General features: G+C 44.0%; 26 protein-coding genes. 23 read left to right on the forward strand and 3 right to left on the reverse strand.

Going from position 1 to position 26,162, the window contains the following annotated elements:
• Nucleotides 1-100: 100 nt before the first annotated feature.
• Complete coding sequence (gene pheT / locus ACN6KS_RS08010; protein WP_440961760.1) at nucleotides 101-2,545, forward strand: phenylalanine--tRNA ligase subunit beta; 2,445 nt, start codon at nucleotides 101-103, stop codon at nucleotides 2,543-2,545.
• Nucleotides 2,546-2,750: 205 nt separating this feature from the next.
• The gene (locus tag ACN6KS_RS08015; protein ID WP_440962377.1) at nucleotides 2,751-4,802 is read left to right on the forward strand and encodes a hypothetical protein; all 2,052 of its coding nucleotides are present in this window, start codon (nucleotides 2,751-2,753) and stop codon (nucleotides 4,800-4,802) included.
• Between the two features lie 140 nt (nucleotides 4,803-4,942).
• On the opposite strand, the gene ACN6KS_RS08020 is transcribed toward ACN6KS_RS08015, so the two are convergent.
• A complete protein-coding gene (locus ACN6KS_RS08020) occupies nucleotides 4,943-5,371 on the reverse strand; it encodes a cupredoxin domain-containing protein (RefSeq protein WP_256989831.1) in 429 nt (142 codons plus the stop codon).
• Between the two features lie 241 nt (nucleotides 5,372-5,612).
• Between ACN6KS_RS08020 and ACN6KS_RS08025 the strand changes: the two genes are divergently transcribed.
• On the forward strand, nucleotides 5,613-6,680 hold the full coding sequence (locus ACN6KS_RS08025; protein WP_094870556.1) for a GGDEF domain-containing protein: 1,068 nt from the start codon (nucleotides 5,613-5,615) through the stop codon (nucleotides 6,678-6,680).
• Between the two features lie 69 nt (nucleotides 6,681-6,749).
• Here ACN6KS_RS08025 and ACN6KS_RS08030 read toward each other — a convergent pair whose 3' ends face one another.
• Nucleotides 6,750-7,097, reverse strand: a complete 348-nt coding sequence (locus ACN6KS_RS08030) for a phage holin family protein (RefSeq protein ID WP_060625232.1) — start codon at nucleotides 7,095-7,097, stop codon at nucleotides 6,750-6,752.
• A gap of 150 nt (nucleotides 7,098-7,247) precedes the next feature.
• Between ACN6KS_RS08030 and ACN6KS_RS08035 the strand changes: the two genes are divergently transcribed.
• The 3 genes from ACN6KS_RS08035 (at nucleotide 7,248) to ACN6KS_RS08045 (ending at nucleotide 10,822) form a co-directional block, all read left to right on the forward strand.
• Nucleotides 7,248-9,614: an endonuclease MutS2 gene (locus tag ACN6KS_RS08035; RefSeq protein WP_280787401.1), complete on the forward strand. Its 2,367-nt coding sequence runs from the start codon at nucleotides 7,248-7,250 to the stop codon at nucleotides 9,612-9,614.
• A 31-nt stretch (nucleotides 9,615-9,645) separates the two neighbouring features.
• Nucleotides 9,646-10,065: a DUF350 domain-containing protein gene (locus ACN6KS_RS08040; RefSeq protein ID WP_042125581.1), complete on the forward strand. Its 420-nt coding sequence runs from the start codon at nucleotides 9,646-9,648 to the stop codon at nucleotides 10,063-10,065.
• Between the two features lie 214 nt (nucleotides 10,066-10,279).
• Nucleotides 10,280-10,822 (forward strand): hypothetical protein, encoded by a 543-nt coding sequence (locus ACN6KS_RS08045; protein WP_094870554.1) that lies wholly within the window; start codon nucleotides 10,280-10,282, stop codon nucleotides 10,820-10,822.
• A gap of 90 nt (nucleotides 10,823-10,912) precedes the next feature.
• On the opposite strand, the gene ACN6KS_RS08050 is transcribed toward ACN6KS_RS08045, so the two are convergent.
• The gene (locus tag ACN6KS_RS08050) at nucleotides 10,913-12,136 is read right to left on the reverse strand and encodes an NAD(P)/FAD-dependent oxidoreductase (protein WP_440961761.1); all 1,224 of its coding nucleotides are present in this window, start codon (nucleotides 12,134-12,136) and stop codon (nucleotides 10,913-10,915) included.
• 177 nt (nucleotides 12,137-12,313) lie between these two features.
• On the opposite strand from ACN6KS_RS08050, the gene ACN6KS_RS08055 reads away from it, so the two are divergent.
• The 17 genes from ACN6KS_RS08055 to ACN6KS_RS08135 all read left to right on the forward strand — a co-directional run bounded on the left by ACN6KS_RS08055 (nucleotide 12,314) and on the right by ACN6KS_RS08135 (nucleotide 26,153).
• Nucleotides 12,314-12,547 carry a spore coat protein gene (locus tag ACN6KS_RS08055; protein ID WP_094870553.1) on the forward strand — a complete coding sequence of 78 codons (234 nt, stop codon included), beginning with the start codon at nucleotides 12,314-12,316 and terminating at the stop codon, nucleotides 12,545-12,547.
• A 30-nt stretch (nucleotides 12,548-12,577) separates the two neighbouring features.
• Nucleotides 12,578-12,964, forward strand: a complete 387-nt coding sequence (locus ACN6KS_RS08060; protein WP_094870552.1) for a spore coat protein — start codon at nucleotides 12,578-12,580, stop codon at nucleotides 12,962-12,964.
• A gap of 260 nt (nucleotides 12,965-13,224) precedes the next feature.
• Nucleotides 13,225-13,725, forward strand: a complete 501-nt coding sequence (locus tag ACN6KS_RS08065; protein WP_094870551.1) for an Lrp/AsnC family transcriptional regulator — start codon at nucleotides 13,225-13,227, stop codon at nucleotides 13,723-13,725.
• A gap of 13 nt (nucleotides 13,726-13,738) precedes the next feature.
• Nucleotides 13,739-14,959: an aminotransferase class I/II-fold pyridoxal phosphate-dependent enzyme gene (locus ACN6KS_RS08070; RefSeq protein WP_094870550.1), complete on the forward strand. Its 1,221-nt coding sequence runs from the start codon at nucleotides 13,739-13,741 to the stop codon at nucleotides 14,957-14,959.
• A 251-nt stretch (nucleotides 14,960-15,210) separates the two neighbouring features.
• The gene (locus tag ACN6KS_RS08075) at nucleotides 15,211-15,399 is read left to right on the forward strand and encodes an aspartyl-phosphate phosphatase Spo0E family protein (RefSeq protein ID WP_052404481.1); all 189 of its coding nucleotides are present in this window, start codon (nucleotides 15,211-15,213) and stop codon (nucleotides 15,397-15,399) included.
• Nucleotides 15,400-15,583: 184 nt separating this feature from the next.
• A complete protein-coding gene (locus ACN6KS_RS08080; protein WP_094870549.1) occupies nucleotides 15,584-16,150 on the forward strand; it encodes a cob(I)yrinic acid a,c-diamide adenosyltransferase in 567 nt (188 codons plus the stop codon).
• 1 nt (nucleotide 16,151) lies between these two features.
• Nucleotides 16,152-17,141 (forward strand): RluA family pseudouridine synthase, encoded by a 990-nt coding sequence (locus tag ACN6KS_RS08085; RefSeq protein WP_440961762.1) that lies wholly within the window; start codon nucleotides 16,152-16,154, stop codon nucleotides 17,139-17,141.
• Between the two features lie 173 nt (nucleotides 17,142-17,314).
• A complete protein-coding gene (locus ACN6KS_RS08090; protein ID WP_094870547.1) occupies nucleotides 17,315-17,689 on the forward strand; it encodes an arsenate reductase family protein in 375 nt (124 codons plus the stop codon).
• A gap of 222 nt (nucleotides 17,690-17,911) precedes the next feature.
• Nucleotides 17,912-18,838, forward strand: a complete 927-nt coding sequence (locus tag ACN6KS_RS08095) for a 5'-3' exonuclease (protein WP_094870546.1) — start codon at nucleotides 17,912-17,914, stop codon at nucleotides 18,836-18,838.
• Between the two features lie 507 nt (nucleotides 18,839-19,345).
• Nucleotides 19,346-20,419 (forward strand): ParA family protein, encoded by a 1,074-nt coding sequence (locus tag ACN6KS_RS08100; RefSeq protein WP_440961763.1) that lies wholly within the window; start codon nucleotides 19,346-19,348, stop codon nucleotides 20,417-20,419.
• Entirely contained in the window at nucleotides 20,419-21,300 is an 882-nt protein-coding gene (locus ACN6KS_RS08105; protein ID WP_440961764.1) for a hypothetical protein, read from the forward strand. The genes ACN6KS_RS08100 and ACN6KS_RS08105 overlap by 1 nt, the downstream gene beginning before the upstream one ends.
• Nucleotides 21,279-22,106: a hypothetical protein gene (locus ACN6KS_RS08110; RefSeq protein WP_094870543.1), complete on the forward strand. Its 828-nt coding sequence runs from the start codon at nucleotides 21,279-21,281 to the stop codon at nucleotides 22,104-22,106. Before ACN6KS_RS08105 ends, ACN6KS_RS08110 begins: the two co-directional genes overlap by 22 nt.
• Nucleotides 22,107-22,120: 14 nt before the next feature.
• Nucleotides 22,121-23,593 carry an ATPase, T2SS/T4P/T4SS family gene (locus ACN6KS_RS08115; RefSeq protein WP_094870542.1) on the forward strand — a complete coding sequence of 491 codons (1,473 nt, stop codon included), beginning with the start codon at nucleotides 22,121-22,123 and terminating at the stop codon, nucleotides 23,591-23,593.
• A complete protein-coding gene (locus ACN6KS_RS08120) occupies nucleotides 23,571-24,554 on the forward strand; it encodes a hypothetical protein (RefSeq protein ID WP_440961765.1) in 984 nt (327 codons plus the stop codon). Before ACN6KS_RS08115 ends, ACN6KS_RS08120 begins: the two co-directional genes overlap by 23 nt.
• The gene (locus ACN6KS_RS08125; RefSeq protein ID WP_440961766.1) at nucleotides 24,551-25,432 is read left to right on the forward strand and encodes a hypothetical protein; all 882 of its coding nucleotides are present in this window, start codon (nucleotides 24,551-24,553) and stop codon (nucleotides 25,430-25,432) included. The genes ACN6KS_RS08120 and ACN6KS_RS08125 overlap by 4 nt, the downstream gene beginning before the upstream one ends.
• 29 nt (nucleotides 25,433-25,461) lie before the next feature.
• Nucleotides 25,462-25,656: a hypothetical protein gene (locus tag ACN6KS_RS08130; RefSeq protein ID WP_094870539.1), complete on the forward strand. Its 195-nt coding sequence runs from the start codon at nucleotides 25,462-25,464 to the stop codon at nucleotides 25,654-25,656.
• Nucleotides 25,657-25,673: 17 nt separating this feature from the next.
• Nucleotides 25,674-26,153: a hypothetical protein gene (locus ACN6KS_RS08135; protein ID WP_094870538.1), complete on the forward strand. Its 480-nt coding sequence runs from the start codon at nucleotides 25,674-25,676 to the stop codon at nucleotides 26,151-26,153.
• Nucleotides 26,154-26,162: the final 9 nt, after the last annotated feature.

The following is a 26,162-nucleotide window of genomic DNA, read 5'->3' on the forward strand; positions in this document are numbered from 1 at the left end:
TTGTAGTTGAAATTGAGAGCTCTTAATCCAGCATCCCACAGGAAGCAGATCGAACGGCAAGTAGATAAATACATCTGAAACATAAAGGAAGTGAGCGGACATGAAAGTATCAACCGGATGGTTGGCTGATTATACATCGATTGAAGGAGTAACCGCCGAAAAGCTAGCGGAGAAGATTACCGCTGCCGGTATTGAAATTGACGGAGTAGAGCGCCGCAATAAAGGGATTTCCGGTATCGTAACCGGCTATGTGAAATCGAAAGAAAAACATCCTGATGCGGATAAACTGAACGTATGTATCGTGGATGCAGGTCAAGGTGAAGATCTGCAAATCGTCTGTGGCGCAAAAAATGTGGCTGCGGGACAAACCGTTCCTGTAGCTCTTGTTGGCGCTAAGCTGCCAGGTCTGGATATCAAAAAAGCGAAGCTGCGCGGGGTATTATCACAAGGGATGATCTGCTCGGCTAAAGAATTGGGACTCAATGATAAATTGCTTCCTAAAGAGCAACAAGAAGGAATTCTTGTACTTCCTGAAGGTACAGAGATCGGTCAAGATATTTCAAAGTTGCTGGGTCTAGATGATGAAATTCTGGAATTCGATCTGACTCCGAACCGTTCAGACTGCCTAAGCATGATTGGTGCTGCTTATGAAGTGAGCGCGATTCTTGGACGCGACATTAAATTGCCTGATCCTGCGAGTGAAATGATTGAGGTCAGCGGAGCAGCCGCGCAATCTATTTCCGTTAAGATTGAGAATGAAGAACAGTGCAGTCATTACGGAGTTCGTTATATCTCAGGCGTTAAACCTGCAGCATCACCGCTGTGGATTCAGAATCGTCTGATGGCGGCAGGAATTCGTCCAATTAACAACATCGTAGACATCACTAACTATGTGATGCTCGAATACGGACAGCCGCTTCATGCTTTTGATGCAGATAAAATAGAAGGCGGAGAACTCGGCGTTCGTCTTGCTCATGAGGGTGAAGTCCTGACTACACTTGATGGCCAAGAACGGAAGCTTGAGCCACATATGCTCGTTATCGCTGATGGAGCTAAAGCAGTAGCTCTGGCTGGAGTAATGGGAGGTCAGGATACGGAAGTTACTGCTGAGACGGTAAATCTCGTTCTGGAATCCGCTAAGTTTGATGGAGGAACCGTTCGTAAAACCTCGCGTCAACTGGGACTTCGCTCGGAAGCATCGCTTCGATTCGAGAAAGAAGTGGATCCAAATGCAGTGATCCCTGCATTGAATCGCGCTGCAGTACTTATTGCACGTTATGCTGGCGGATCTGTGCATGAAGGTATTGTGCAAGCAGGAACAGTCGCTGGAGAAGAGAAGGTACTTACTTTGTCCTTGGAGAAGCTGAACTGTTATCTGGGAACAGATCTTTCCTTGCTAGAAGTGAAGACATTGTTTGGCCGTCTTCATTTCAAGTGCGGGGATACCGCACAAGGGCTGATCGAAGTTCAAGTGCCAACTAGACGCGGCGATATCAGCTATGATGTTGACCTTATCGAAGAAATTGCCCGTCTGTACGGGTATGATAACATTCCAACGACTTTGATTGAAGGAGTTACAACGCCAGGCGCATTGACGCATAAGCAATCACTCCGCCGTGAACTGCGCCGCCTGTTGTCGCATGGCGGTTATCAGGAAGTGATGGGCTACTCTTTCATCCAGCCGGAACAAAGCAAAATGTTCCCTGAGTTATCGGAAGGCTCACAAGCGGTCAAATTGGCTATGCCAATGAGTGAAGAACGCAGTGTACTGCGTACCAGCCTTCTGCCACAACTATTGGATATTGCTAGCTACAATACCAACCGTCGTCAAAGCGATCTAGCGTTGTTTGAAATCGGCAATGTTTTCTTCACAGATGAAGAACAGTTGACTCGTCAGCCGCGTGAACTGCCGGTGCTTGGGTTGTTGCTTAGCGGTAGCCTAACCGTGAAGCAATGGAACGTTTCTGCACAGCCTGTAGATTTCTTTGATTTGAAGGGTGCGCTGGAATCAGTATTTGCTTATTTGGGTCTTACAGACAGAATTATCTACGAGGGAGATAGTCCAGAAGGGTATCATCCTGGGCGTTCAGCGTCGGTATATTTAGTCGGAGACGAGGGTCGTGTGAAGATTGGAACTATGGGCCAGCTTCATCCGGAACTGCAAAGAGAGCTTGATCTAGTGGATACTTACGTAGCTGAGATTCTACTGCAGCCGCTGTATGATAACACGCAAAGCCGTATGCAATATAATGAGCTTCCACGTTTCCCAGGTATGGAACGGGATATTGCTGTGGTTGTAGATTCAACTGTACCAGCGGGCGATCTGCTAGCTTCCATCCGTGCAAACGGAGGAACTTTGCTGCAATCCGTACAGGTATTCGACGTGTACACTGGTGGCAAGTTAGAGAGTGGAAAGAAGAGTATTGCGATCTCACTGCTGTATCGTCACGGTGAACATACATTGACAGATGAAGAGGTTGGAGAAGTGCATGATAAGCTATTATCAGTCCTTCAACAAACTTTTGGCGCAGAATTAAGAAAATAGCAGGAATTGTGTAAAGCCGCAGCGAATCCATTTAGAAACTGAGATTCGCTGCGGCTTTTTCTGGGTAGAGTGAAATGCGGAGGATATCAGCGAGAATCTATTGATTACAAGGGATTTTGCCAAATGCTTAAGAAAAAAGCTACAATAGAAACAGTAAGACTAGCTTAGAATCCGCACACATACAAAGGAGGGCACAACTGTGGCTATGGACCGGACACGTGTCGCCGTGGAGATATACGGAACTTCCTATAAACTCGTCGGAAGCAGCACTGAATATATGAAACAAGTGGCCCGTTATGTTGACGAACATATGCGCACGATTTCTAAATCACACAACAGACTGGATACGCCGCGTATAGCGGTGCTTGCAGCAGTACATATGGCGGAGCAGGCTATTCAGGTTCAGGATTTTAAAAATGAACTCAACATGATGACAGGTGAACGCAGTGAACTGCGATTGGAAGTATCTCGCCTGCTGGAGGTTCAGCGGGAGCGACAAGAAGAATATGAACGCCTTGAAGCGGCGGCTAAGGAAGAAGCAGCACGACTGATTGCTGCGGTTGAAGAAGAGCGCAAGCGTCATCTGGAGATCCAGGAGAACGAGCGCAAGGTACATGCGGATCAGCTTCAGGAAGCAACCCATGCGGCTGACGCCGCGCGAGAGAAGCTGGAAGAGGAGCTGCTTGCGCGTGAGCTGGAGCTGCAAGAACTGCGGGCAAGCTATGAGGCTGAACAGGCAATGATTCGTGAGAATCATCGAGAGGCGCTGGCCAATGCAGAAGCCATCCGTCTACAGCAGCTGGAAGAGCAGAAGGCAGCGCATTTGCAAGAGCTGGAGAATACTCGTGAGACGCTGACTAAGGAGAAGACAGATACAATGTCTGCTCTGGAACTTGAGCTAACCCAAACTAGATCAACCTTAGAGAAACAGCTTGAGGAAACTAAATCAACATTAGGGAAGGAACTCGAGGAGACGAAGTTGACACTAGGTAAGGAGCTTGAGAACACGACAACGAAGTTAGGCAAGGAACTGGCTGAAGAGCGGGAAGCTCTACAACGGGAGCTTGCTAAGAATAAGGAACTTCGACAGTCGCAAGGTACTCAGGAACATAGACATAAGCAAAGCATTCAAGAGCTCGAGAAACAGCTGGCTGAGCTTCGTGGTGGAACAGGACAACTTCAGTCTAGACTCCGTGCGGCAGAGGCGAGCCTTAAGAGTGAACGAGATGCTCGTCAGACGCTGCTCGGACAATATGAAGCGGTTGTTAAACGCGAAGAACAGCTCAGTGAGGAGCTGCGTACGGCCACTGAGCTAGGCACGCTGTTGAATGATGAGCTGGAAGAATTGCGCCAGCGTTACCAGCAGTCCCAGAATGAAACATCAGAGCTGCGGAAGTCACTACAGGAAACGAGTGAGAATCTGCACCGTGTTCAGGAAGAACTGGCTGGATCTGTGGCGGAGGCAGCAAATTGGCAGGAGCTCTCGGATAAACGGATGGAAGACATTAGTGAGCTTGAAATGAACCTAATGGAGACCGAAGAGAAATCATTGGCGCTTCAAAAGGAGATTGAGACCCTTCGTGGTCAAGCGGATGGATTAGTACAACAGTTAGACCGGGAAGTTCAGCTTCGTACGGATGCAGAACAGGAAACTGCAGCACTCCGTGAACAAGGTGGACAGGTTCAGAAGGAACTGTCAGCACTTCGTGAACGTTATGAGGAACTGATCTCTCAATATGATGAAGTGCTGCAAGATGGGGAACGTCTGCAGGAAAGATATCAACTGCTGCAGGAAGAAGGCGAAGAGACAGCTCGACGCTTAGAAGAATTGTCTGAAGCTAGCCTTGAGGCCGCTGCTACTGTTGCAGAGCAGCAGGATGTTCTGAGGGAAGCAGAGGCGTACGGCGCTTCATGGAAGCAAAAGTACGAGGAATTATTCGAGCGACAGCAGCAGTGGAGTGATTTGGAGGCGAAGCTGCGTGAAGAGATAGATATTTGGCAGCAGGAGGCCGGTGAGGCTGAGGCTAAGCAGAAATCTATTGAACGTGAACGCAGTGAGGTGCTTCAGCAGCTTGGTGAAGTCGGCGAGAACTATGAGTTGGCCCAAGGACAACTTCGTCTGCTACAGGTCCAGTTTGAGATGCATCAGAATGAACTACAGAAGATGACGGATGAGCATCGTAATCTTCAAGAGGAATATGCCAAGCTTCAAAATGAATATAATGAATGGATTCAACTGATCGAACAGGATAGTTGAATGTCGGATGCAAGAAAGAGGGCTGTACCTGATGTGTAGAGAAATCTATTTCAGGTCAGCCCTGTTTGTCAATGATTTAGGGTAAATAAATAGCCGATCGTCAGGGCAATTCCCTAACGATCGGCTATTTAATGATTTATCTAGTCCACAATGATTTTTGCGTTCATGCCGCTATGTCCGGAACCGCACATAATCGAACAGGTCATTTCGAATGTGCCGGCTTCCTCTGGAACAATTACTTTCGAGGACTTTTTGCTATTAAGCTGGAGTTCGAATTCAGGGATAAGGATGCCGTGATTGCCGCTATCGTTTTTAAAAATAATTTTGACGGGCACACCTTTTTTTAGATGGTATTCTTCCTGATCAAAGCTGTAATTTGTAGCTGTAATTATAAGTTCTGTTTCTGCCTCGATCTCTGGCTCCGATGTGTTAGCTTTGCCAGCAGCACTATCATTGTTGTTTCCACAGGCTGTAAGTGCTATAACAAACACAATTGAAAGTAGAATTGCAAATTTTTTAATGATCCAAACCTCCTCCCAAGAAGTCCAAGCATAGTGAAAATGTGACAATTATGTAGACATCATAACTTAAAATTTAAGTAAGCGCTTTGATTAAATGTGAAAAATCCGTGAACAAGGGAGACTGTTCAAACTTTGTCGTAAATTGCAAATAAATGATGAAAATATAACTAAAATTTATTATAATGAAAGCTATTACATTAACGTACAAAAGTAGGGGATACATATTTCAAGTACTAACGATGCGCTAAATACGGAGGTTTGGCACCGTAGAATTTTAAAAGGTTATTGGATGGTAGTTATTCTTTTATTAATCTCACAGTTGCTGTTTTTGTCGAATATTAACCGGCTTCAAATAAAAACAACCATGGACACGAATCTATGGCACTTATTTATAGCCTGTAATTTACTAATTGTAGCCCTTATGATTACTGCGGAGCTGTGGCTTCGTTATAATAAACAATCCCCTAAATATGGGGTGGTTAGTTGTGGTTTTTTAGTGTCCTACCTTATGTATTTTGTATTAGAGCCTTTTATCGATGGTGCTCAGATGACGCTCATGATGCCGATTATGGTCGCTCTTATTTATTTTGATCGTAAGCTCCTGTATCTAATGGGACTATTTAGTATTGTGTTTTATGCGGGGGTATATTTCGGGTTGGAACGGCCATTCCTACATAAACCACTGCTTGAATTCTTAATGGTAGAGTGTGTATTTATAATATTTGTAGGGATGGCTCTGGCTGTAATTATTCGTGCGCGGGAAGCGCGTGTAAATCTGGAGAGATTAACGAAGGAAGGCCAAGATCTAATGGTGGAGAGGGCGATTTCGGATAAGCTGCTGAAGATAGATGCACTCACTGGACTATATAATCATAAAACCTTTCATGAATATTTGGATTCATTATTGGAGCAATGTGAAAGCAACAACCTTCAACTGCAGCTGGCTCTTTTCGATATAGATAACTTCAAGCAAGTTAATGATACCTACGGACACAGGGTTGGGGATCTTGTTCTTAAGGTAATTGCGGACAAGGTTGGCGGTATGATTGAGTTAAATGATTTTGCGGCCAGATATGGCGGTGAAGAGTTTGCAGTAATTTTTACAGACAAAAGTTTTTCAGAGTCTTACGAGGCGGTAGAGAAATTACGGATCAATATTGCTCAAATCGAGCATTTGCAGGCTGGGAATAAGCCGATTACCGTCAGCATTGGAATTTGTAATTATCAGCTTGGGGATGGGAAAGAGCTTCTTTTTCGTAAAACGGATAAAGCGCTCTATACCGCTAAAAAGAAAGGCAAGAACAGAGTGGTCAATTGTGCTGAGCGTCATGAAGCGGAGATTGTGTCATATGGATAAAAACAACACAGAACCCTTATTACCGGAAAAGAACCGGAAATAGGGGTTCTGTGTTGTGAATAGCTTTGGTTACTTTGCTGCCTCAAACGGCGTGGATACCGGCAAAAACAAATCGACAATACCGATGACCAATGCCGCAAGGATAGCTCCTAGAATGGAAACGCTGACTCCACTCACTACGAATTGAGCGACCCAGATAACTAATGCACTAACGATGAAACCGACGATACCGCGCCCGAAGGGTGTTGCTTTTTTGCCGAAGATTCCTTCGACAACCCAGCCGAGTAACGCAATCACCAGTGCAAGGATTAGAGCGCTCCAGAAGCCACCAATCGTGAACTGTGGAACAATCCAACCAACAACCATCAGAACAAGCGCTGCTACAATAAAACGACCCACATGACTCAAGAAATTCACTGTACTAACCTCCTTTGGCCCAAGCTAAGGATATGTGCAGTTCTTATTGTGACCTTAATGCTTGTTTTTATGCTTTAACCGATACCAAATAGCGAAATTGGCTTGAATTCTGTATAATGGAAACATCTATGAAGGGAGCTGTGACTGTAATTGGACGACAAAATTTTGCATACGCTTGAATATCGCAAGATTTTAAATAAATTAATGCAATATACGCAAACCTCAATGGGACGATTGACTGCGGAGCAACTAAGACCATCCGGTGATTTTGAAGGTGTGAAGAAGCTGCTTCAAGCCACGGATGAAGCGGCTAATGTAGATCGTCTGAAGGGTATTCCTTCATTCGGCGGGATAAGCGATATTCGAGCAGCACTAAAACGTGCCTCTATAGGTGGAATGTTGGGAACAACTGAACTGCTGGCAGTGGGAACTACCATTGGCGGCGCAAGAAGAGTCAAACGATTCCTGGCAGCTATGCATGAGGAGGAAAAGATAGAATTCCTATTTTCACTCAGCGATGTTTTATCGGAGCAAAAACATGTAGAAGATGCCATCCGTTTATGTATAGACGAGAACGCAGATGTGCTTGACACAGCTAGTTCTGAACTGGCTACGATTCGCCGTGAATTACGCGGAGGAGAGACCCGGATTCGCGAGAAGCTGGATTCTATGATTCGTTCTTCTTCCGTTGCTAAGATGCTGCAGGATCAGCTGGTAACCATTCGTGGAGATCGGTTTGTTATTCCAGTAAAAGCGGAGTATCGTGCGCATTTCGGTGGTATAGTACATGATCAGTCCGGATCAGGGGCTACTTTATTTATCGAGCCTGAGTCTATTGTCGCGATGAATAATAAGCTGCGTGAAACACGGCTGCGTGAAGAACGGGAGATCGAGATCATATTGCATAGGTTGACAGCACTTGTAGCTGATATAGCCGAAGAAATGACCTATGATATCGATATTCTTGGCGAGCTTGACTTTACCTTCTCCAAGGCGCGTCTTGCCCGAGATATGAAGGCTACGCAGCCTCGTATGAACGATCGCGGGTATTTGAAGCTGCGCAAAGGACGCCATCCGCTTATTCCTGCGGAGCATGTGGTTCCACTGGATGTGGAGCTGGGCAACCAATACAGCTCGATTATTGTAACCGGACCGAATACGGGTGGTAAAACCGTTACACTCAAGACGATTGGATTGTTGAGTCTCATGTCGATGTCTGGTTTGTTCATCCCTGCAGAAGAAGGCAGTCAAATGTGTGTGTTTGATGCCATTTATGCAGATATTGGGGATGAACAGAGTATTGAGCAGAGTCTGAGTACATTCTCCAGCCATATGACGAATATCATTTCCATTCTGCGGAGAATGACTCCTAAGAGTCTAATTCTGCTTGATGAAGTGGGCGCAGGTACGGATCCGGCAGAAGGTTCCGCGCTGGCAATTGCCATTCTGGAGCATATTCACCGGATAGAATGCCGTATGGTCGCTACCACGCATTATAGCGAACTGAAAGCTTATGCTTATGAGCGTAAAGGGGTCATCAATGCCAGCATGGAGTTCGATGTTCAAAGTCTCAGCCCTACCTACCGCCTGCTGATTGGTGTTCCTGGACGAAGCAACGCCTTTGCAATTGCAGAGCGATTAGGTCTGCCAGGTGCGATTCTGGAGCATGCGCGTGGCGAAGTGAAGGAAGAGGATCTGCGTGTAGAGCATATGATTGCCTCTCTCGAAGAGAATCGACTTGGAGCGGAACAAGAACATGAACGGGCAGAGAGCATCCGCCGTGAAGTAGAAGAACTACGCAGCAGACAACAACAAGAGCTGGAGAAGCTGGAAAGCCAGCGGGACAAACGGCTGGAGAAAGCGGAGAAAGATGCCAGTGCAATCTTGGAGAAAGCGCGTAAAGAAGCGGAAGAAATCATCAGTGATTTACGCCGCTTAGCTATGGAAGAAGGCGCTTCAGTCAAAGAGCATAAGCTGATTGAAGCACGGAGACGTCTAGACGAAGCAGAACCTTCACCGCGTAAGAAGACCGCTAATCGTAAACCAGCTAAGGCTCCGCGGACGATTGGTCCTGGTGATGAAGTGAAGGTAGATAGCTTAAACCAAAAAGGTTTTGTAGTGGAATTAAGCGGCTCTAAAGAGGCTGTAGTGCAGTTTGGGATCATGAAGATGAAGGTAAGCCTGGATGATTTGGAACTGCTCTCTTCGAAAGCAGCCTCTGTACCAACGCCTCTTCGGCAGGCGACAACCGTTAAACGCTCCCGGGATGAGAACATTCGCAGAGAACTGGATTTGCGAGGTACGAATTTGGAAGAAGCGATTATGGAGACGGATCGTTTTATTGATGAAGCCTTCTTAGGAAATCTGGGCCAAATTTCTATTATTCATGGTAAAGGGACAGGTGTGCTCCGCACAGGAATTCAAGAATATTTGCGTAAACACAGACATGTTAAGAGCTATAGGCTTGGAAATTATAATGAAGGCGGCGCAGGCGTAACCGTGGCTGAGCTGCAATAGCGGGATTGCCCGGCAGAAAGAAGGGGAAAGTGTGCAAGGAGATATTGATCTTTTGCTGGGTCATCCGCTAGGTGCCTTGCTTGGCTACTTTGCAGTAGCAATTCTTGGGCTTGTTGTATTTCTGTCTATTTTTGAAATGGTAACGAAATATAATTGCTGGGAAGAAATTCGCAAGGGGAACTTGGCAGTAGCCATGGCTACTGGTGGCAAAATCTTCGGAATTTGCAACGTACTGCGTTTCAGCATTGAATCAGGTGTTTCGATTTATGAGACGATGAAGTGGTCGGTCGTCGGTTTTTTGCTGCTGCTGCTTGCCTATTTTTTATTTGAATTCCTGACTCCAGTGTTCTCTATTGATGAGGAGATCGCTGCAGATAACCGTGCTGTTGGGCTAATAGCGATGCTGATCTCGGTTTCGTTGTCTTATGTGATTGGTGCAGCTATATTTTAAGAAAATAGAAAGTTTTGCACCTCCCTACAAAGGATTCCAGATGAAGCTGGAAAAGCTTTGAAATGAGCAGCTCCACTTTGTGGGGTATTAGGAGGATTTCATGAAGATTCTTACCCGAGTTTTGTTTGTGTCAGCTATTGCTTTTATAGCAGCCGGTATTATTTATTTAATGATGAACTAAATTTAAACGTGAAGTATGAAGGAGATTATTAAGATGGAAACAACTGTGTGCCCTTGGTGTCATACTGAAATCGTATGGGACGAGGAATTCGGACCCGAGGAAAATTGTCCTCACTGCAACAATGAACTTAGTGGATACCGTACGGTTAATGTAGGGATAGACGGTATCGAAGAAGAGGAAGAAGAAGTCGTAGAACAACCTAAACAAGAGGTCATTAATGATGATGATCTCTGGGGAGACGTCGACAAAGACAGTGTAGTTCCAATCTACAACACGCTCAACCAATTCGGTGACGATTATGATTTGAATAAGTATGAAGAACGTGTATCGGCTATCCTAGCGATTCAGGAAGAAGCTCCGGAATGTACACAATGCCATGAGTTAACTATCCTTGCGGGTAAGCAGCTTGTTGGCAGCTTCGAGCCTTCTTCACCGGCTACATTGGGTGGCTCTGTATTAACAGCTCCATTCTCCCTTAATGTTTATGTGTGCCCTTCGTGCTTCCATGTACAGCACAGCCTAGCGCAAGAAGATCGTATTCAGCTCGTACGTAATCTGAGTACCGATAAAGCATAAGCATCCTCATAAAAAGCTTAGTCCTCTTATTGTCAATAAGAGGACTAAGCTTTTTTTAAAACCTCAATACTGCTTATTCACGTCCGTTTTTTAAGAAGGAGAAGGTTTGGCAGTTCGTGTCAATGAGAATAGATCAAGCTCCGGCCGATGTTTACCCGCAATCGTATCTGTTAATAACTCCGCAGCAATCATGCTGTACACCGTCCCATTGCCCCCATAACCCTCGATGAAGTAGCAATGAGGGAACTTGGGATGAGGGCCGATATAAGGAAGCCCATCACGCGTAGAGCCGAATACAGCACCCCAGGAGTATTCTATCTCAATGCCTTTGATTTCAGGAAACAAAGCTTCCAGCTCTTCCAATAACCTTTGACTTTGTGAAATCACTCTGACATCACGGCGCTCTGGATCCGTCAACGGTTCATCTTTACCTCCTGCAATAATACGTCCCTCCGGCGTTGTCCGAAAATACAAATACGGTCGGGCGGTTTCCCAGAGAAGGCTCCGCTCATGCCACTTGGGGAATTCCTTCAAAGGTTTGGTCATCACTGCATACGTATTGATCAGCTCAGCGCCTCGGTCTTTTTTAAACTCCTGCGTTTCATAACCCATTGCAAAAATAACCTTCTTCGCAATAATACGTCCGTTCTCTGTGTGGCAAATCACTCCATTTTTAGTAAACTCATAATGTTTAGCCTCGGTCTGCTCATAAACGTGTACACCATTGATTGCTGCCTTAGCGATCAGGCTGTGAACTGTCCGGAAAGGGTTCGCTTCTGCATCACTGCGTGAATAAAGTGCAGCAGGTTTAGAAAAAGAATACAGCGAAGCAATTTTATCCTCCTCCCAGAAATCAGAATCGAATCCGTGAGCAACGAGATTCTCATATTCTTCTCGCAGAGCAGGTACATCCTCTGGTGTACTGGCATATAAAAGGCTGCTGCGAGGAATAATCTGGGGATCGATATCGAGCTGGGCCGGCAGATCCAGAATATTTCTTACCCCTGCTTGGCATAGCTGATAAAAGAGCAAGCCGCTCTTTTCTCCAAACGTGTTCATGCATGAGGTTAACGATTTGTCGTTAGATATCTGCAGTAAACCAGTATTGGCATGTGAGCTTCCGCTTCCGACTCGTCTTTTTTCGATCAGAACAGTCTCAGCTCCGCTTAACGACAGGCGATAAGAAGCCATTGCTCCACCCATTCCAGCGCCTACAATTAGGCAATCACAGTGAACGATATCCTCTAGCACAGGATAAGTTGGAGGGTCTTGTAAAGTGTTTCTCCATGGGGAGGTGCCGCTGTTTAGTCTCATGAAATTGATCGCTCCTTCATTCGTTCCATAATTAAGTATGGGCGGCATTTTACCGTCTCATTCGCAGGATGTTCTTATTTTTGTCATATCTCTCTTATGCTGTTGGGCAAATAAATGATGTGCTTTGGCGGTATACTAAAGCCTGTTTGAATCAACTACAAGGAGGGACTACAACTCATGCAATCAATGCAAATGCAGGCACTAAGTGGAAAAGAATTGGAATATATCGCAGACTCCATCTCTAATGAGGACTTGCTTCTTAAGCAATGTGCGGCTACCGCCGCGACAACGCAGAACGAGCAGGTCCGACAAGTTTGTTTGCAGCATATCCAAAATCACACGCAGCACATGGATACACTCACTCAGCTAATCCAGCAGCATCAACAGTACGCCCCAACAAGCCCACAATAATTGCATTATTAATCTTAAGGAGGTTATAAAATGAATGCACAGAATCCAGCAGCATTTATGCCAGATGAGGACTTAATGAACACCATTTTGTGTGATTTGAAGCGGACGGTTCGTGAGTATGCGACAGCTGCTACGGAATCGGCATGTCCAGCGGTTCGCCGGGTCTTTAATGAGATGACCATGAACACGCTCCGACTTCAGGGCGATCTGTACACGCATATGTCCCAAATGAATATGTATCCTGCACCTGCAAAAGCATTACGCCAAGATGTGGACAAGCAGCTCCAAACTGCACAGCAATTGCAACAAAAATCAGGTCAGTTCGTTCAGCAAAAAACAGGACAATCTGGATCTATTGCTCACAATGCGAACAGCTACCAATCGAATGGACAACATCAACCGTCTCATTTAATGTAACCAAGATGGTTAGCAGATGAAGCATCCTGTCCCATAACCTTAAGGCAGACGCCCGTTTATACCGAGAGCTCCGGTATAAACGGGCGTTTTTTGTATAAAAATCCATTTAGCTGAGTAAACCTAGTCTTCTATGCGGATATCATATGGGGTTATTTTGTTTGCAGAGATGCTCAATTCATGTCATATTAGTATTAAACTCTTTTCGCGGGACGACGCATGAATAGCGCAACGTCATTTGCGAACTATCCGGAGGGGAAGGCATGAAGGAAATGAACGAACTAAAGAGGAAAGTGCTGGAACTGCTTAAAGAGGACGCGAGAAGATCTACTTCACTCTTAGCTACGCTACTTGGTGCGGAAGAAGAAGACGTAAAGACGGCGATTGGGCAATTAGAGAAAGATCATGTAATTGTTAAGTATGCTGCCGTTGTAAACTGGGATAAAGTGGATGATGAAAAAGTGACCGCACTGATTGAGGTGCAGATTACACCTGAACGGGGTCGCGGCTTTGAAGGCATTGCGGAAAGAATTTACCTGTATCCACAAGTGAAATCCGTGTACCTGATGTCAGGTGCCTACGATCTCCTGGTAGAAGTGGAAGGCCGGAATTTACGTGAGGTGGCCAATTTTGTTTCCGAGAAACTGTCTCCAATTGATTCAGTACTCTCAACTAAAACGAACTTTACCCTTAAAAAATACAAACAGGATGGGATCATCTTCGAGGAGCATGAGGAAGACAACCGTCTGATGATCTCTCCATAAAGGAAGTAATCATATGATCACGAATAAAACGCAGCTAACTGGAGAAGACAGCAAATCTATGAATTCTTATTTGGCCCCGCTAGTACAGCAAATTCAGCCTTCGGGTATTCGTAAGTTTTTTGATCTGGCTGCAGGCAGCAAGGATATCATATCACTTGGAGTCGGGGAGCCTGATTTTAAGACCCCGTGGCATGTCAGAGAAGCTTGTGTCTATTCGCTGGAAAGAGGGTTTACAGGATATACATCCAATGCAGGTATGCCCGAGCTACGGGAGGGAATTGCGAATTATTTGCATACCCGTTTTGCAGTGGATTATGATCCTGCTAATCAGATTATAGCAACGGTCGGCGGAAGCGAGGCTATTGATCTGGCCTTGCGTGCATTGATTACACCGGGCGATGAGATTCTCATACCCGAACCTTGCTATATTTCCTATTCACCGATAACGGCTATTGGCGGGGGAATTCCGGTAGGTATTGAAACGACTGGAGAGAATAACTTTAAGCTAACGGCAGAGAGTTTGGAAGCCAAGATTACTCCGCGCTCCAAAGTTTTGATTTTGTGCTACCCGAGTAACCCAACCGGAAGTGTGATGACCCGAGAGGATTGGGAGCCGATCGCCAAGGTTGTAGAGAAGCATGATCTTATTGTAATTTCTGATGAGATTTATGCGGAATTGACTTATGGAATTAATCATGTAAGCTTTGCCGCACTGCCAGGTATGATGGATCGTACGATTCTGGTCAGCGGCTTCTCCAAGGCTTTTGCTATGACCGGATGGAGAATGGGTTATGCTTGTGGTCACCCTGACTTAATCTCCGCTATGCTTAAGATTCACCAGTACACTGTGATGTGTGCTCCCTCTATGGGCCAGGTGGCTGCACTTGAGGCACTGACCAATGGGATGGAAGAGAAGGATCGAATGGTCGATTCTTATAACCAGCGGCGGAGGCTGATTGTTAAAGGTTTGCGTGATGCCGGACTGGAGTGCCATGAACCACAAGGTGCATTTTATGCTTTTCCTAGCGTGCGCAAAACGGGACTGACTTCTGATCAGTTTGCACAACGATTATTGCTTGAATATAAGGTGGCGGCTGTACCTGGAAGTGTCTTCGGTTTAGGTGGTGAAGGTTACTTACGCTGCTCCTATGCTACATCAGTAGCTCAACTGAATGAAGCTATAGAACGCATTGGTTCTTTTGTCACACAACTGGAACGAGAGAGAATGGAATAGAGAAAATTGGACTATAGCCTATCCTATAATCCTATGGTATTATTTTACTTTGAGAGTAATTAACCCCTATATTAGAAACTAACAAGGATGCATTTTACTCTGGAATTAAGCGTTGCTTTGAAGTTGCTTTTATTACTTTAATGACATTTTGTGGCACGCGCTCAATAATACTTTTAGGAGGGATGATTGTGCTTAGTGCCGATTATTACTTACCTTCCTATGGAGGGCAGTGTTTTTCTGGAAGTGGGAAACTGTCCCCCAAGGGTGATGCTTCTGCTCGCATACTCTCTCTGGAAGATGAAATTAGAATACTCCGTAGCAAAATGGAGCAGCTTTTTTTGCAGGAAAAATCATTCACTTCAGATAATGTGATTGAAATTAGCAGTTTACTGGATCTCAAGATAAATGAATACATGAAGGGGCGTCCAGTTGGGAAATAACGTCGCTACATGCTGTTAAAGAGGACCCTAGGGTCCTCTTTTTGTTGTTCCTTTTTAAGCTCATACCTCGCAATATTGCAGTCACTATTGGAGAGGATATGTTATACTCTTCATTTGCCATTTTTATATAAGAAAGCTTAAACTAGCATTATGTGATTTGAAGAATGGATAGGAGGAGTAAGCCATGGTGATCTATACACGCACGGGTGATGCGGGTCAAACTTCAGTAATTGGCGGCCGGGTTGGCAAGGACGATGTCCGAGTTGAAGCTTACGGAACCATTGATGAACTAAATTGCTTTGTAGGGCAGGCACGGAGCCTGATGGAGGACGATAAGTTTGATGATGTACGCGAGCAGCTGCTGGAAATTCAGCATGAGCTATTCGATTGCGGCACCGATCTGGCTTTTATTAAGCTAGGTGATGGTGGTCAATATATGGTAACAAGTGAGATGGCTAAACGGCTGGAGGGCTGGATTGATGATCTTCAAGCAGAGAATCCGCCACTAGAAAAATTCATCCTCCCCGGGGGCAGTCCGTTAGCTTCGGTTCTACATGTGTGCCGTACGGTTTGCCGCCGGGCGGAACGTCGGGCAGTTACACTTGGACGAAATGCAGACATTAACCCGGAAGCAGTTATTTATTTGAACCGGTTATCCGATTATTTCTTTGCACTGGCTAGGACGGCTAATACACGGGCAGGGATTACTGATGTAGAATATATTCGCAGTAAAAAGGTGTTCCGGGACTAATATGACTAGCTATTACTCACCTATTACTTACATTATACCGCCTGAAGAGGATGACTGGCTCTTGAAGACGATCCTGCATAAACGGATGGATGTCTCACGTAAATTGTTGTCACGGCTTAAGCAAACAGAACAAGGCATTACCTTAAATGGTGAACGTGTCTATATCAGCGTACATGTTAAGGCAGGCGATATTGTACAGATTCGCATGGAAACAGAGACTTCAGATGATATTTTACCGCAACCGATTCCCTTTGAAATTCTATTTGAAGATGAGCATCTGCTCGTAGTAAACAAGGCAGCAGGGATCATCGTGCATCCCACACATGGACATTACACGGATACACTGGCTAACGGAGTAGTTCATTATTGGGCCCAAAAAAATGAACGCTTCCGCTTTCGACCCGTCCATCGTCTGGACCAGGAAACCTCAGGTGTGTTAGTCATCGCCAAGAATCCATATAGTCATCAACATATTTCTGAGCAGATGATTGCGGGTACAGTGGACAAACGTTATGCTGCATTTATTCATGGGGCTCCTTTGGAGCCTTTCGGCGATATTGACGGACCTATTGACCGTGATCCTGAGGAGCCGCATCGGCGTATCGTGACACCGGATGGTTATCCTTCTCTGACTCGATATGAGGTTAAAACCGTATATGCACAAGGTTCAAAAGTTGAACTGAAGCTGGAGAGTGGTCGTACTCATCAGATTCGGGTCCATATGACCTCTATCGGCTGTCCTTTGATTGGTGACAGCATGTATCGTCATGAACTGTATAATTTACAGGAATTGAGTTCAACTCAAAGTGAACAGTTGGATTCCGTTGCAGCACTAGATGCTTCCATCCCACGTCAAGCTCTGCATGCGGTACGTCTGACGTTCAAACACCCAGTGCTTCTGCAGGAAATGATCTTTGAAGCACCTTTGCCGCCTGATATGGCGGCTTTGGAGGAGATACTGGAGCAAGGCCCGAAAGCGAATTTGAGGTAAAAATAATATTCAGGCTATGAAGTAATGAAGGGGAACACTTCGTAAGCATAGACTTCTCCGGATTTCAACCGTGATTAGCGGTATAATGGAGAAATTCTTGCGACAACAGCGGCCGGAAGTCCAAACATTCCCCGAAATTACGAATTATTAGCCGACCATTAAAGGAGCACAACATGAGCAAACTAAAAGTATATCAATATCCAAAATGCAGCACCTGCCGCAGCGCAGTAAAATGGCTACAAGCTCAAGGTCATGAGCTAGAGCTTCAAAACATCGCAGAACAGCCGCCTACCGTTGAGGAGCTGCGTGAATTGCTGGCCAATAGCGGACTTGAACTGAAAAAGTTTTTTAATACAAGTGGTGAAGTCTATAAAGCATTGGGTCTTAAGGACAAAATGGCACAGCTTAGTGAGCAGGAGAAGCTTGAGCTGCTCGCGAGCCATGGTATGCTAAATAAACGTCCGATTGTCACTGATGGCGTTAAAGTTACGGTAGGCTTTAAAGAAGATCAATATGCTGAAGCTTGGACCAATACTTCCAAGGCATAAATCCTAAAGGGGATGTCCCAACAGTCATATCATGGCTGTTGAGGCATCCCTTTGCTGATAGGTTTATGCTTATTATTTTCAAAGGATAAGAATAAGCTCCCATATGTGTAACTTTATGATCCCTTATCAGATTAAGTATTTTCTGATAGAATACTCTTTGTGCAATAGTATGGACAAGTGCTTAATAACAATACAATGAACGATTAAGGGAGAGGTTTATACATGAGAGCAGAAACAACGGGCCGTGTAATGCTTGTAGATGGAATGGCTCTGCTGTTCCGGGCCTTTTATGCGACCTCTTATGGAGGATATATCCGCAAGACAAAAGCTGGATTGCCTACGAATGCAGTGTATGGTTTTTTACAGTATTTTTTCGATGCAGTAAGTACATTTGAGCCTTCTCACGTCGTATGCTGCTGGGATATGGGCAAAGGAACGTTCCGCACCGAGAAATACGATGGTTACAAATCGAATCGGATTGAAGCGCCGTTAGAGCTGATTCCACAGTTTGATCTAGTAAAAGATGTAGTAGCTGAGCTTGGGGTGCCGAATATTGGACTTGCTGGCTACGAAGCGGATGATTGCATTGGTACGCTGGCTTCTTGTTACAGTGAAAACTCTGAGGTATATATTTTGACGGGTGACCATGATATGCTTCAGCTCATTGATGAGAACGTTAAGGTCGTCATTATGAAAAAGGGACGCTCTAACTATAAAGTGTATGACCTTGCTGAATTGCTGGAGGAAAAGGGTCTAACCCCTAGACAGGTGATTGACCTGAAAGGCTTTATGGGCGATACCAGTGATAATTATCCCGGCGTAAAAGGGATTGGTGAGAAGACTGCGCTGAAGCTGCTGACCGAATACGGTACAGTTGAAGGTGTTATTGAGAATCTGCATCTACTTCCAAAAGGTGTGCGTACCAAAATCGAAGCAGATCTGGATATGCTGCATTTATCGCGAGAGCTAGCGGAAATTCGTTGCGACGTACCTGTGGTCTGCGGGCTGACGGAAGCCTTGTGGCAACTACAGCGGGAAACAGCTGCGCGCAAATTTCAAGAGCTGGAGTTCGGCAGCTTGATGCATTTGATCGCTGAGGTGCAGGACGAACGGGGAATTGTGCAGATTGAGTTAGGCGATTTAGGTTAAGGAGAGAGTTCTCTTCTTATAAGAAGACGAATAAACATAAAGGCAGGTCGAGGATATTTTCCTTGGCCTGCCTTTTTTATTGTCGAATCTCTGTATTATTTTATCTTTTAATGTCTTATTTTGACTAAATTTCAATTTAAGGTTTCTAATCCTAAAATTCTGTTTATTTAAAATCGGAAGGAAATATTTAGGTGATTATTTTCCGTAGTAGGTGATGAGATGGAGATACTCTTGGTTACGCACAAGCTGCAGAAAATAGTAGAAAAGTATTGCACGCGGGCCATAGACGTAGTAAATGATTCAGAATTAGTACTAAGCAGTACCTTAGAGTTTTTACAGAACATTAAACCATCTGTAGATAGCATATTCATAACTGATGATGCATTATCTACGAGTATGGAACAGAACAGGAGTGATTTAAATAATCTTATCCGTGGGCTCATAGCTAACCAACAGTCAAATGTAAAGATTTTAATCCTCACCAGGGACATAAGGAAAGACATAGAAATGGAGAATCTCATCTCTAGATATCCGAATCTCCAAATAAAGACTTTCGAATACATACGTATTACACCAGGACTATTTCGTGAAGCTTTAGAGCAATTATCTGATACCAAACAGAAATTCAAACATGAGACAAAGCCTCACGAAAATAAGAATCATTCAAAGAATATCGACAAGAAAGGGTCATTTCTAGATCGTTTTAAACCAAAACCCAAAGCTCCACCTGTATTACAGGCCACGGATAGCCTTACTAGGGAACTTGATAAGGTTAGTCGCGGAATTAGTCGCATTGTGGCGATAACCGGTCATAGCGGGTGTGGAATCACTAGTACAACTATCAATGTGGCGAGTGAAGCAAGTAAACGAGGTCTGAGTGTATTGATCGTGGACCTGGATATCGAATATCGAAGTACAAATATGTATTTCAGCAGCTTTCATGAGCGTACCAAGCGGGATGAGGATATTAATGCTTCTCTCATTCGGACGCTAGCCAGACCTCAGGACTATTTGACCACGGCGTATCATTTAAAAGAAAATATGTGGCTGACGGGGCTTGGCTACAGTTTTTCCGATCGGAAATTAATGGAGCAATTTTATACCAGCTCTAAACTTGTCGGTCTGTTGTCCCTACTCCGGAACAAATTTAATTTAATCTTATTGGATCTGCCTATGAACTCCTTAGATCAATTTCGCGAAGCGTTAATTCATATTGACAGCTTTGGTTTGTGTATTCCTAATAATCTTTACGCTGTATTAAGCACTTTGAAGAATGTAGAAGAGTCGCTGGATAAGGAGAATGCAGCCTATTTGAATGCTAAATCTAAAGTCATTGTCACTAAATATAATGATCGTTCCAGATTTCAAGGCGATATTTTCACACCAGATAGGGTTAGTACAGTTACGGCATCTGGCTTATTAGAAGGCTTTACATACGAAATGAAAGTAGCTGGACATGTCTCTTATGACACAGACTTCGATTCTCAGATCGAAACCGATGTGCCGCTTGTACATTCAAACAAAGACCATGAGCGGGCTTACGGAAATATACTTCTTAGATTACTGGAGGGGAGCAGTTAATGGATTTAAGCGGGCTTAAGAATGCGACACCCAATAAGCAAATGTTCAAACGGGTTGCAGCCTTGCTCTTTAGTATATTGATCATTGTGGTTTCTTACATGTTCATTACGAAAGCCAGCAAAGATGCCAGCGACGTGGTAGAAGTGCTACGAGTGAAGTCGAATGAGGGGATTCCGGCATTTGTAGTCATAACGGATTCTATGATTGAGAACTACAATATTATCAAAAAAGAATACACAGAGGATATGCTTTTGTCCGAGGATTTAGATTCAGTAAATGGCAAGCTTTCCGCCTATTATCTTCGAGGGAACAGCGTGCTTTACAAAGATCAGTTGCTGGATGAAAAACCGCAAAAGAATGAATGGCTCTATCAAGTGAATGAAAAGAACGAGGTGTTGACGCTTCCTTATAATTTTCTTGAGGTAGGTGGAGATATCTTGATGCCAGGAGACCGTGTTCGTATCCGTGTGTCTTATGAGGTTGAGGCGAAGGATGCCGCGGGTGGCAATCCCAACGCGATTTATTCGGAGTCAACGAATACGATCAAAAAAACAGAAGTGTTGTTTGAAAGCATTGTGGTGAAGGATATGCTCAACGCAAGCAGTCACTCCATCTACGAAGTCTATAAAGAAGTTCAGAAGCTAAACGAGGATAAAAAACAGAATGTCATGAAGAGCAAAGATTTCTTGAAGAACATTCAACCTAAAGCACTGCTTCTGGAGGGCACGAGTGCACAAATTAATAATTATGCCAAATACAAAGGTCTAAATGGAAATTCATTTCTGATCACCATACTTAGCAGAAAGAGTAGTGATGTCATCATTGACCAACTGCCTACTTTGGAGAAAGAGGTGGAATCGTGGATCGGAAACGAGGACTAGGAATCGACAGTATTTTTCAGAAAATATCCTCGAAGGATCTCGTCGGTGCTGAACTTCAGGAGAATAACCTGATTTACAGTGTGGTAGGCTTCATCCCTGCTTGTGATGGTGTAGATAATGCCATGCTAATAAGTAACTTAAGCTATCTGTTATCTCAAAAGGGCCTGAATACTTGTGTAGTTGACCTTAAAGTATTTTATCCAAACTTATATCAATTTCTAGATGTCCCTACTCAGAAGAAGGGTCAAGGATTAATTAAAGTGTTAAAAAGCGACAAGGTAGATTTCAGAGATGAATTACAACAGACCAAATATGAGAAGCTGTTCCTGTTATCACCTAGTCCACAGGATTTAATGGAGGAGTATTTTGACTTCGAGTTTGAGAATTTGGAGCGTGTTATTACTACACTTAAGCAAATGTTTGATATTGTGCTGATCGACATTCCCAACAACCCTCCATTGGAATTTTGTCTAGGTGCCATGAAATATTGTCACATCGGATTCTTTACGGCAACAGAGAGGATGGAAGCTACGATAAATATGGTGAAGCTGCTGGACTATGCCAAATCGGTTGGGATAAGTACGGCTAAGTTCACCAGCGTAGTGATGATGAATATCCAGCATATTGAATTCGACTATAAGGTTATGAAGGACATGGGTTTTAACATAGTCTCTGTCCTGCCACTTGTAAAGGATGCCGTAGTTCGTGCACATGAAGGCAGGCTATACATAAAAGATAACCCCCTAATCAATAAATATTTCAAAAAAGAGATCCAAAAACTAGCAGATCGGTTAGCGGATCAATAAAGGGGAGAGCGCACTTGCTGACACGTGGGAAAATTAGCGATATGCAGCAAAAGGTACTGCATCAGGTAGGTCCGAAGGAGAACATGGAGGATCTGACCACTAAATATACGACTATAAGCTTTGATGAGGCTTTGGAGTTATGTCAAAAGTATATTACTAAAGTAACAACACACGCTTATAGGCGGGAGAATGACCCAGCTCGAAAACGGGAAATGACGAAGGCATACATAAACGAATTTGTCGACGCACAGAAACCTTCGGTCGAGGGATATTATGATCTAGCAGAATTAAAAAATGCCCTAACGAATGAAATTACGCATTATGGACCTATCACCAAAGCCATGGAGGATCCCAGCATTGATGAAATTAGAGCCAATGGCCCTGATCAAATCTTTGTGGAGAGCGGCGGAAGAAGTCTGCAGTGGGATCAACAGTTCACAGACCGTGATCATATGGAACGAATTATATCTAAGCTCATAGGTGTCTCCAAGGTACGATTGATTCCTAAGATCCCAATGGTAAATGCCAGAACAATTGAAGGGTATCGAGTGAATGCCACGCATGCGGAGATTTCACCGTATGATCAACCGGCTTTTGTAATTCGGAAGTTTAGTAAGAAAAGTATTGTTCCAAAAATGCTGATCGAGAATAAATCCTTCTCATCCAATATGTATAAGCTGTTGTCGTTGATTCCGAAATCAGATTTGTCTTGGATTACTGTGGGACCGACAGGAAGCGGAAAGACTACGTTAAATGAAATTCTTGTGAAGGAGATCAATCCTTTATCTAGGATAATTACCATCGAGAATCCTTCGGAGATGAGATTGGTCCAAAGAGAAGATAATAGCGAACACGGCAGAGTGATGAATGATGTTCTGCAATATGAATCGGTCCCTGATGATGATGACTCCAGCCCAGCAACGATGGAAAATTTGCTGATTAATGCAATGAGACAGTCGCCTCACTGGATTGGACCAGGGGAGCTTCGAACACCCGGTGAATTTGCCACAGCGCTCCGAGCCGCACAGACGGGACATTATTTCTTTTCCACACTTCATGCGGAGGGAGATAAGGAAGCAATCTTCAGATTTCTTACGGCTTATCTAATGGCCTCTAATGAGCCAGCGGAGCTTGCACTTCGGAATATTTGCAGTGCTGTGAAGTTCGTGATTTTTCAAGAGAAACTGGCAGATGGCACTCGTAAAGTGACTTCTATTTCAGAAATTTTGGGCTCGGATGGCTTGAATCCACTGATTAATCAAATTTACCGATTTGATTGTGATGACGTTATTGAAGAGATGATCGACGGTAAGAAGACGCTTCGAATTGTCGGCAGACATTTACGTGTAGGTAAGATCTCTGAGAAGGTACAGCAGCTTATGCTCAAGGCTGGAATTAAGAGGAGCAGATTTGAGTTCTTTACCAAGGATCCTTTGGAGAGCGAAACAGAGGTGTACGAATTCGATGAATACAACTTTAATCATTAGTCTACTTCTAGGTACGGCTGCATTTGTACTATTTAACGCCATTTTTGAGGTCAAGTATTTTCAAGGGTCTATAAGATATGTTCTCGACGTTATGGATACCCTCGCAGAGTACCTAGGCAAGTATAATACGAAGCGTTATGTCGACCGTATCAAGAAGGAACGAATCGTCAGGCAGAAGGAAAATATTTATGCGAAATACAATCGAATGGTAGAGGGCCTGATTTTGGATTTTAATATGCCATTTACCCTAGAGAGCTTTACCTCGATGTTGTGCATTTGTTTCGCAATTATAGCTTTGTTAGTAGTGCTGCTCATGAATAGTGTTACGCTTTCTGTTGTAATCACCATTTCAATCTTTGTATGCTTGTTCACCTTTTTTGTAATGCAGTCTAGAGCCATTCAGACGGAACGGCTGGAGAACATTATGGATGCCGAAGATGTAATTTGCCCACTGGCCCGTGAAGGTGTACTTGTTGCGATTAAAAAAGTGATGGAGAGCGAGGAATATATCAGTCCTAACCTTAGGCCATATTTCCAGCAGTTTATAGATAATTGCGATAATAACGGCTATTCCTTTAAGCAAGCCATTACGCTATTAAATAGACAGCTTGGCCCTAAATTCGATAATTTCACGAAAAAAGCGGTTGTCTTCGAATATAACGAGAGAAAAGGAATGGCAGACATTTTTCTCGATATTGTAGATGAAAATGCCGTGCTGCGCGAGATTAACTCCAAGAAGGAACGGATTTTCAGAAAGATGAATCGTGATTTTATGTTTAAGACAGGAATCATTGTGCTATTTTTCTTATTTGCATTGACAGTAAAGGATTTCAGACAATTTATGTTAGTAAGTAATGTGGGGAAATTGATTAACACTGTTTTGATTAGTGTCATTTGTTTAAGCTTTGCACGGAGCCAGGTGCTCCAAGGAAACGTCGGTACGGGTGGTGAGCGCAGATGATATTCCTGGTAAAGCTTATTGCTATGCTCTCTATCCTGTATTTGATCAAGATCATGTTGTATCCCTTTTTCAAACCGGTGAGCCGAAAACAGAAAAAGCGTGCACGTCATTATATGAAGCAGCGTAAAAATGCGGCGTTCCAAGAGAGGTTCAGCCAATATAAACGTAGGATTGCCAAGAAATATATTAAAGGGCTTTTAGGCAGTGCGGAAAGACTCAGATTCAAGAAAATCATTGATCGACTGGATCTTCAGAAGACCCCGGAGGAAATACGCACTGAACAATTGATGTACACGTTAGTTGCTATTGTGATCATGCTGCTGTTATGGAAGGTCAACATCCTGCTTGGCTGTGTCTCCGCCATTTTCATCATGCTGGGCTGGCTCTACCCTGTAGTGGAGCTGGAGAAGATTATTGATAAGAAGAACAAAAATATATCACTGGATTTCCCAGCCTTTTATAGTATGGTCTACTACCAATATACAAAGTCGGTCAATATTCATTTCTCGGATGTCCTAAAGGATTACATTCCAAGTGCCAATCCGGATATTGCGGAGGAGCTTGGTGTGATGCTCGACAATATTGATTACGGAGAGGAATTTGCTTTTAAGCAGCTGAAGAAACGAATTCCAATGCATTATGTGATCAAGTTCTGCGACATTATGGAGACTAGGCTTAAAGGGTACGATAATGTGTCTCAGATGGCGTATCTCAAGAATGAACTGGATGGCTTCAGAATCAGGGCATTGGAAGAAGAGCTGGAGACTAGGCAGCGAAGCAGTGCAAGAATCCAATTTCTACTTATTATAGTATTAGCTATTTATATCGTTATGTACTATCTATTTACCATTCTGAGTTCAATGAAGATGTTTCAATAAGTCAAATTTATTTATAGGGGGATACACGAATGAAAACAGATCTAAAGGGATTGCTAGTGGAGGAAAAAGGAGAAGTAGGCATCAAGCAAATCGCGATTACGGTCGGCGTTATCATTGTAATTGGCGTGGTAGTTACTTATTTGAAAGACGGCGCGCTAGTCGGATGGATAGATGATATCTGGACATTTTTATTTGAAGATTTGATTAAAAAGATGGTTAGCTAATTTGGGGTGAAAGCATAATGCAAGGGATAGCAAAGGCAGTACTACTTACCATCCTGACATCGGTTACGATTTTGCTGTTTGTGAATTTGGCTTTCTTTTTTCCATGGTATTTAACGCTAGTGACGGAGACCTATAGTGTCTCACAGATTGTAGCAGGAGATAACTACCTGAAGGAATCGTATTATGAGGATGCTATGGAGAGATTACAGGAGCGCCCTATTTACCGGGATAAGGCTGATGATATTTCCATTACAGTCACTAATGTGGATCAAGATGATGCAATTGGAAATGATGATGAAACCTCCTATTACGAATGGAATGAAATGAACAAACCGTATCGGCAAAGAGGTGAACCGCTTACAGTCGAGATTAAGGCTGTTTATCCCTTTTCTATTACTTTATGGGGAAAGAAGCTCGAGCGTGAAATCCCGGTCCAATTCTCTATGTCAACAACGGGGCTGAAGCACTATAAGGATCTGGACTACTATATGGATTGATAGGAATGA

Source organism: Paenibacillus nitricinens, assembly GCF_052056485.1.
In the GTDB taxonomy this organism is placed as follows: Bacteria; Bacillota; Bacilli; order Paenibacillales; family Paenibacillaceae; genus Paenibacillus_AQ; species Paenibacillus_AQ nitricinens.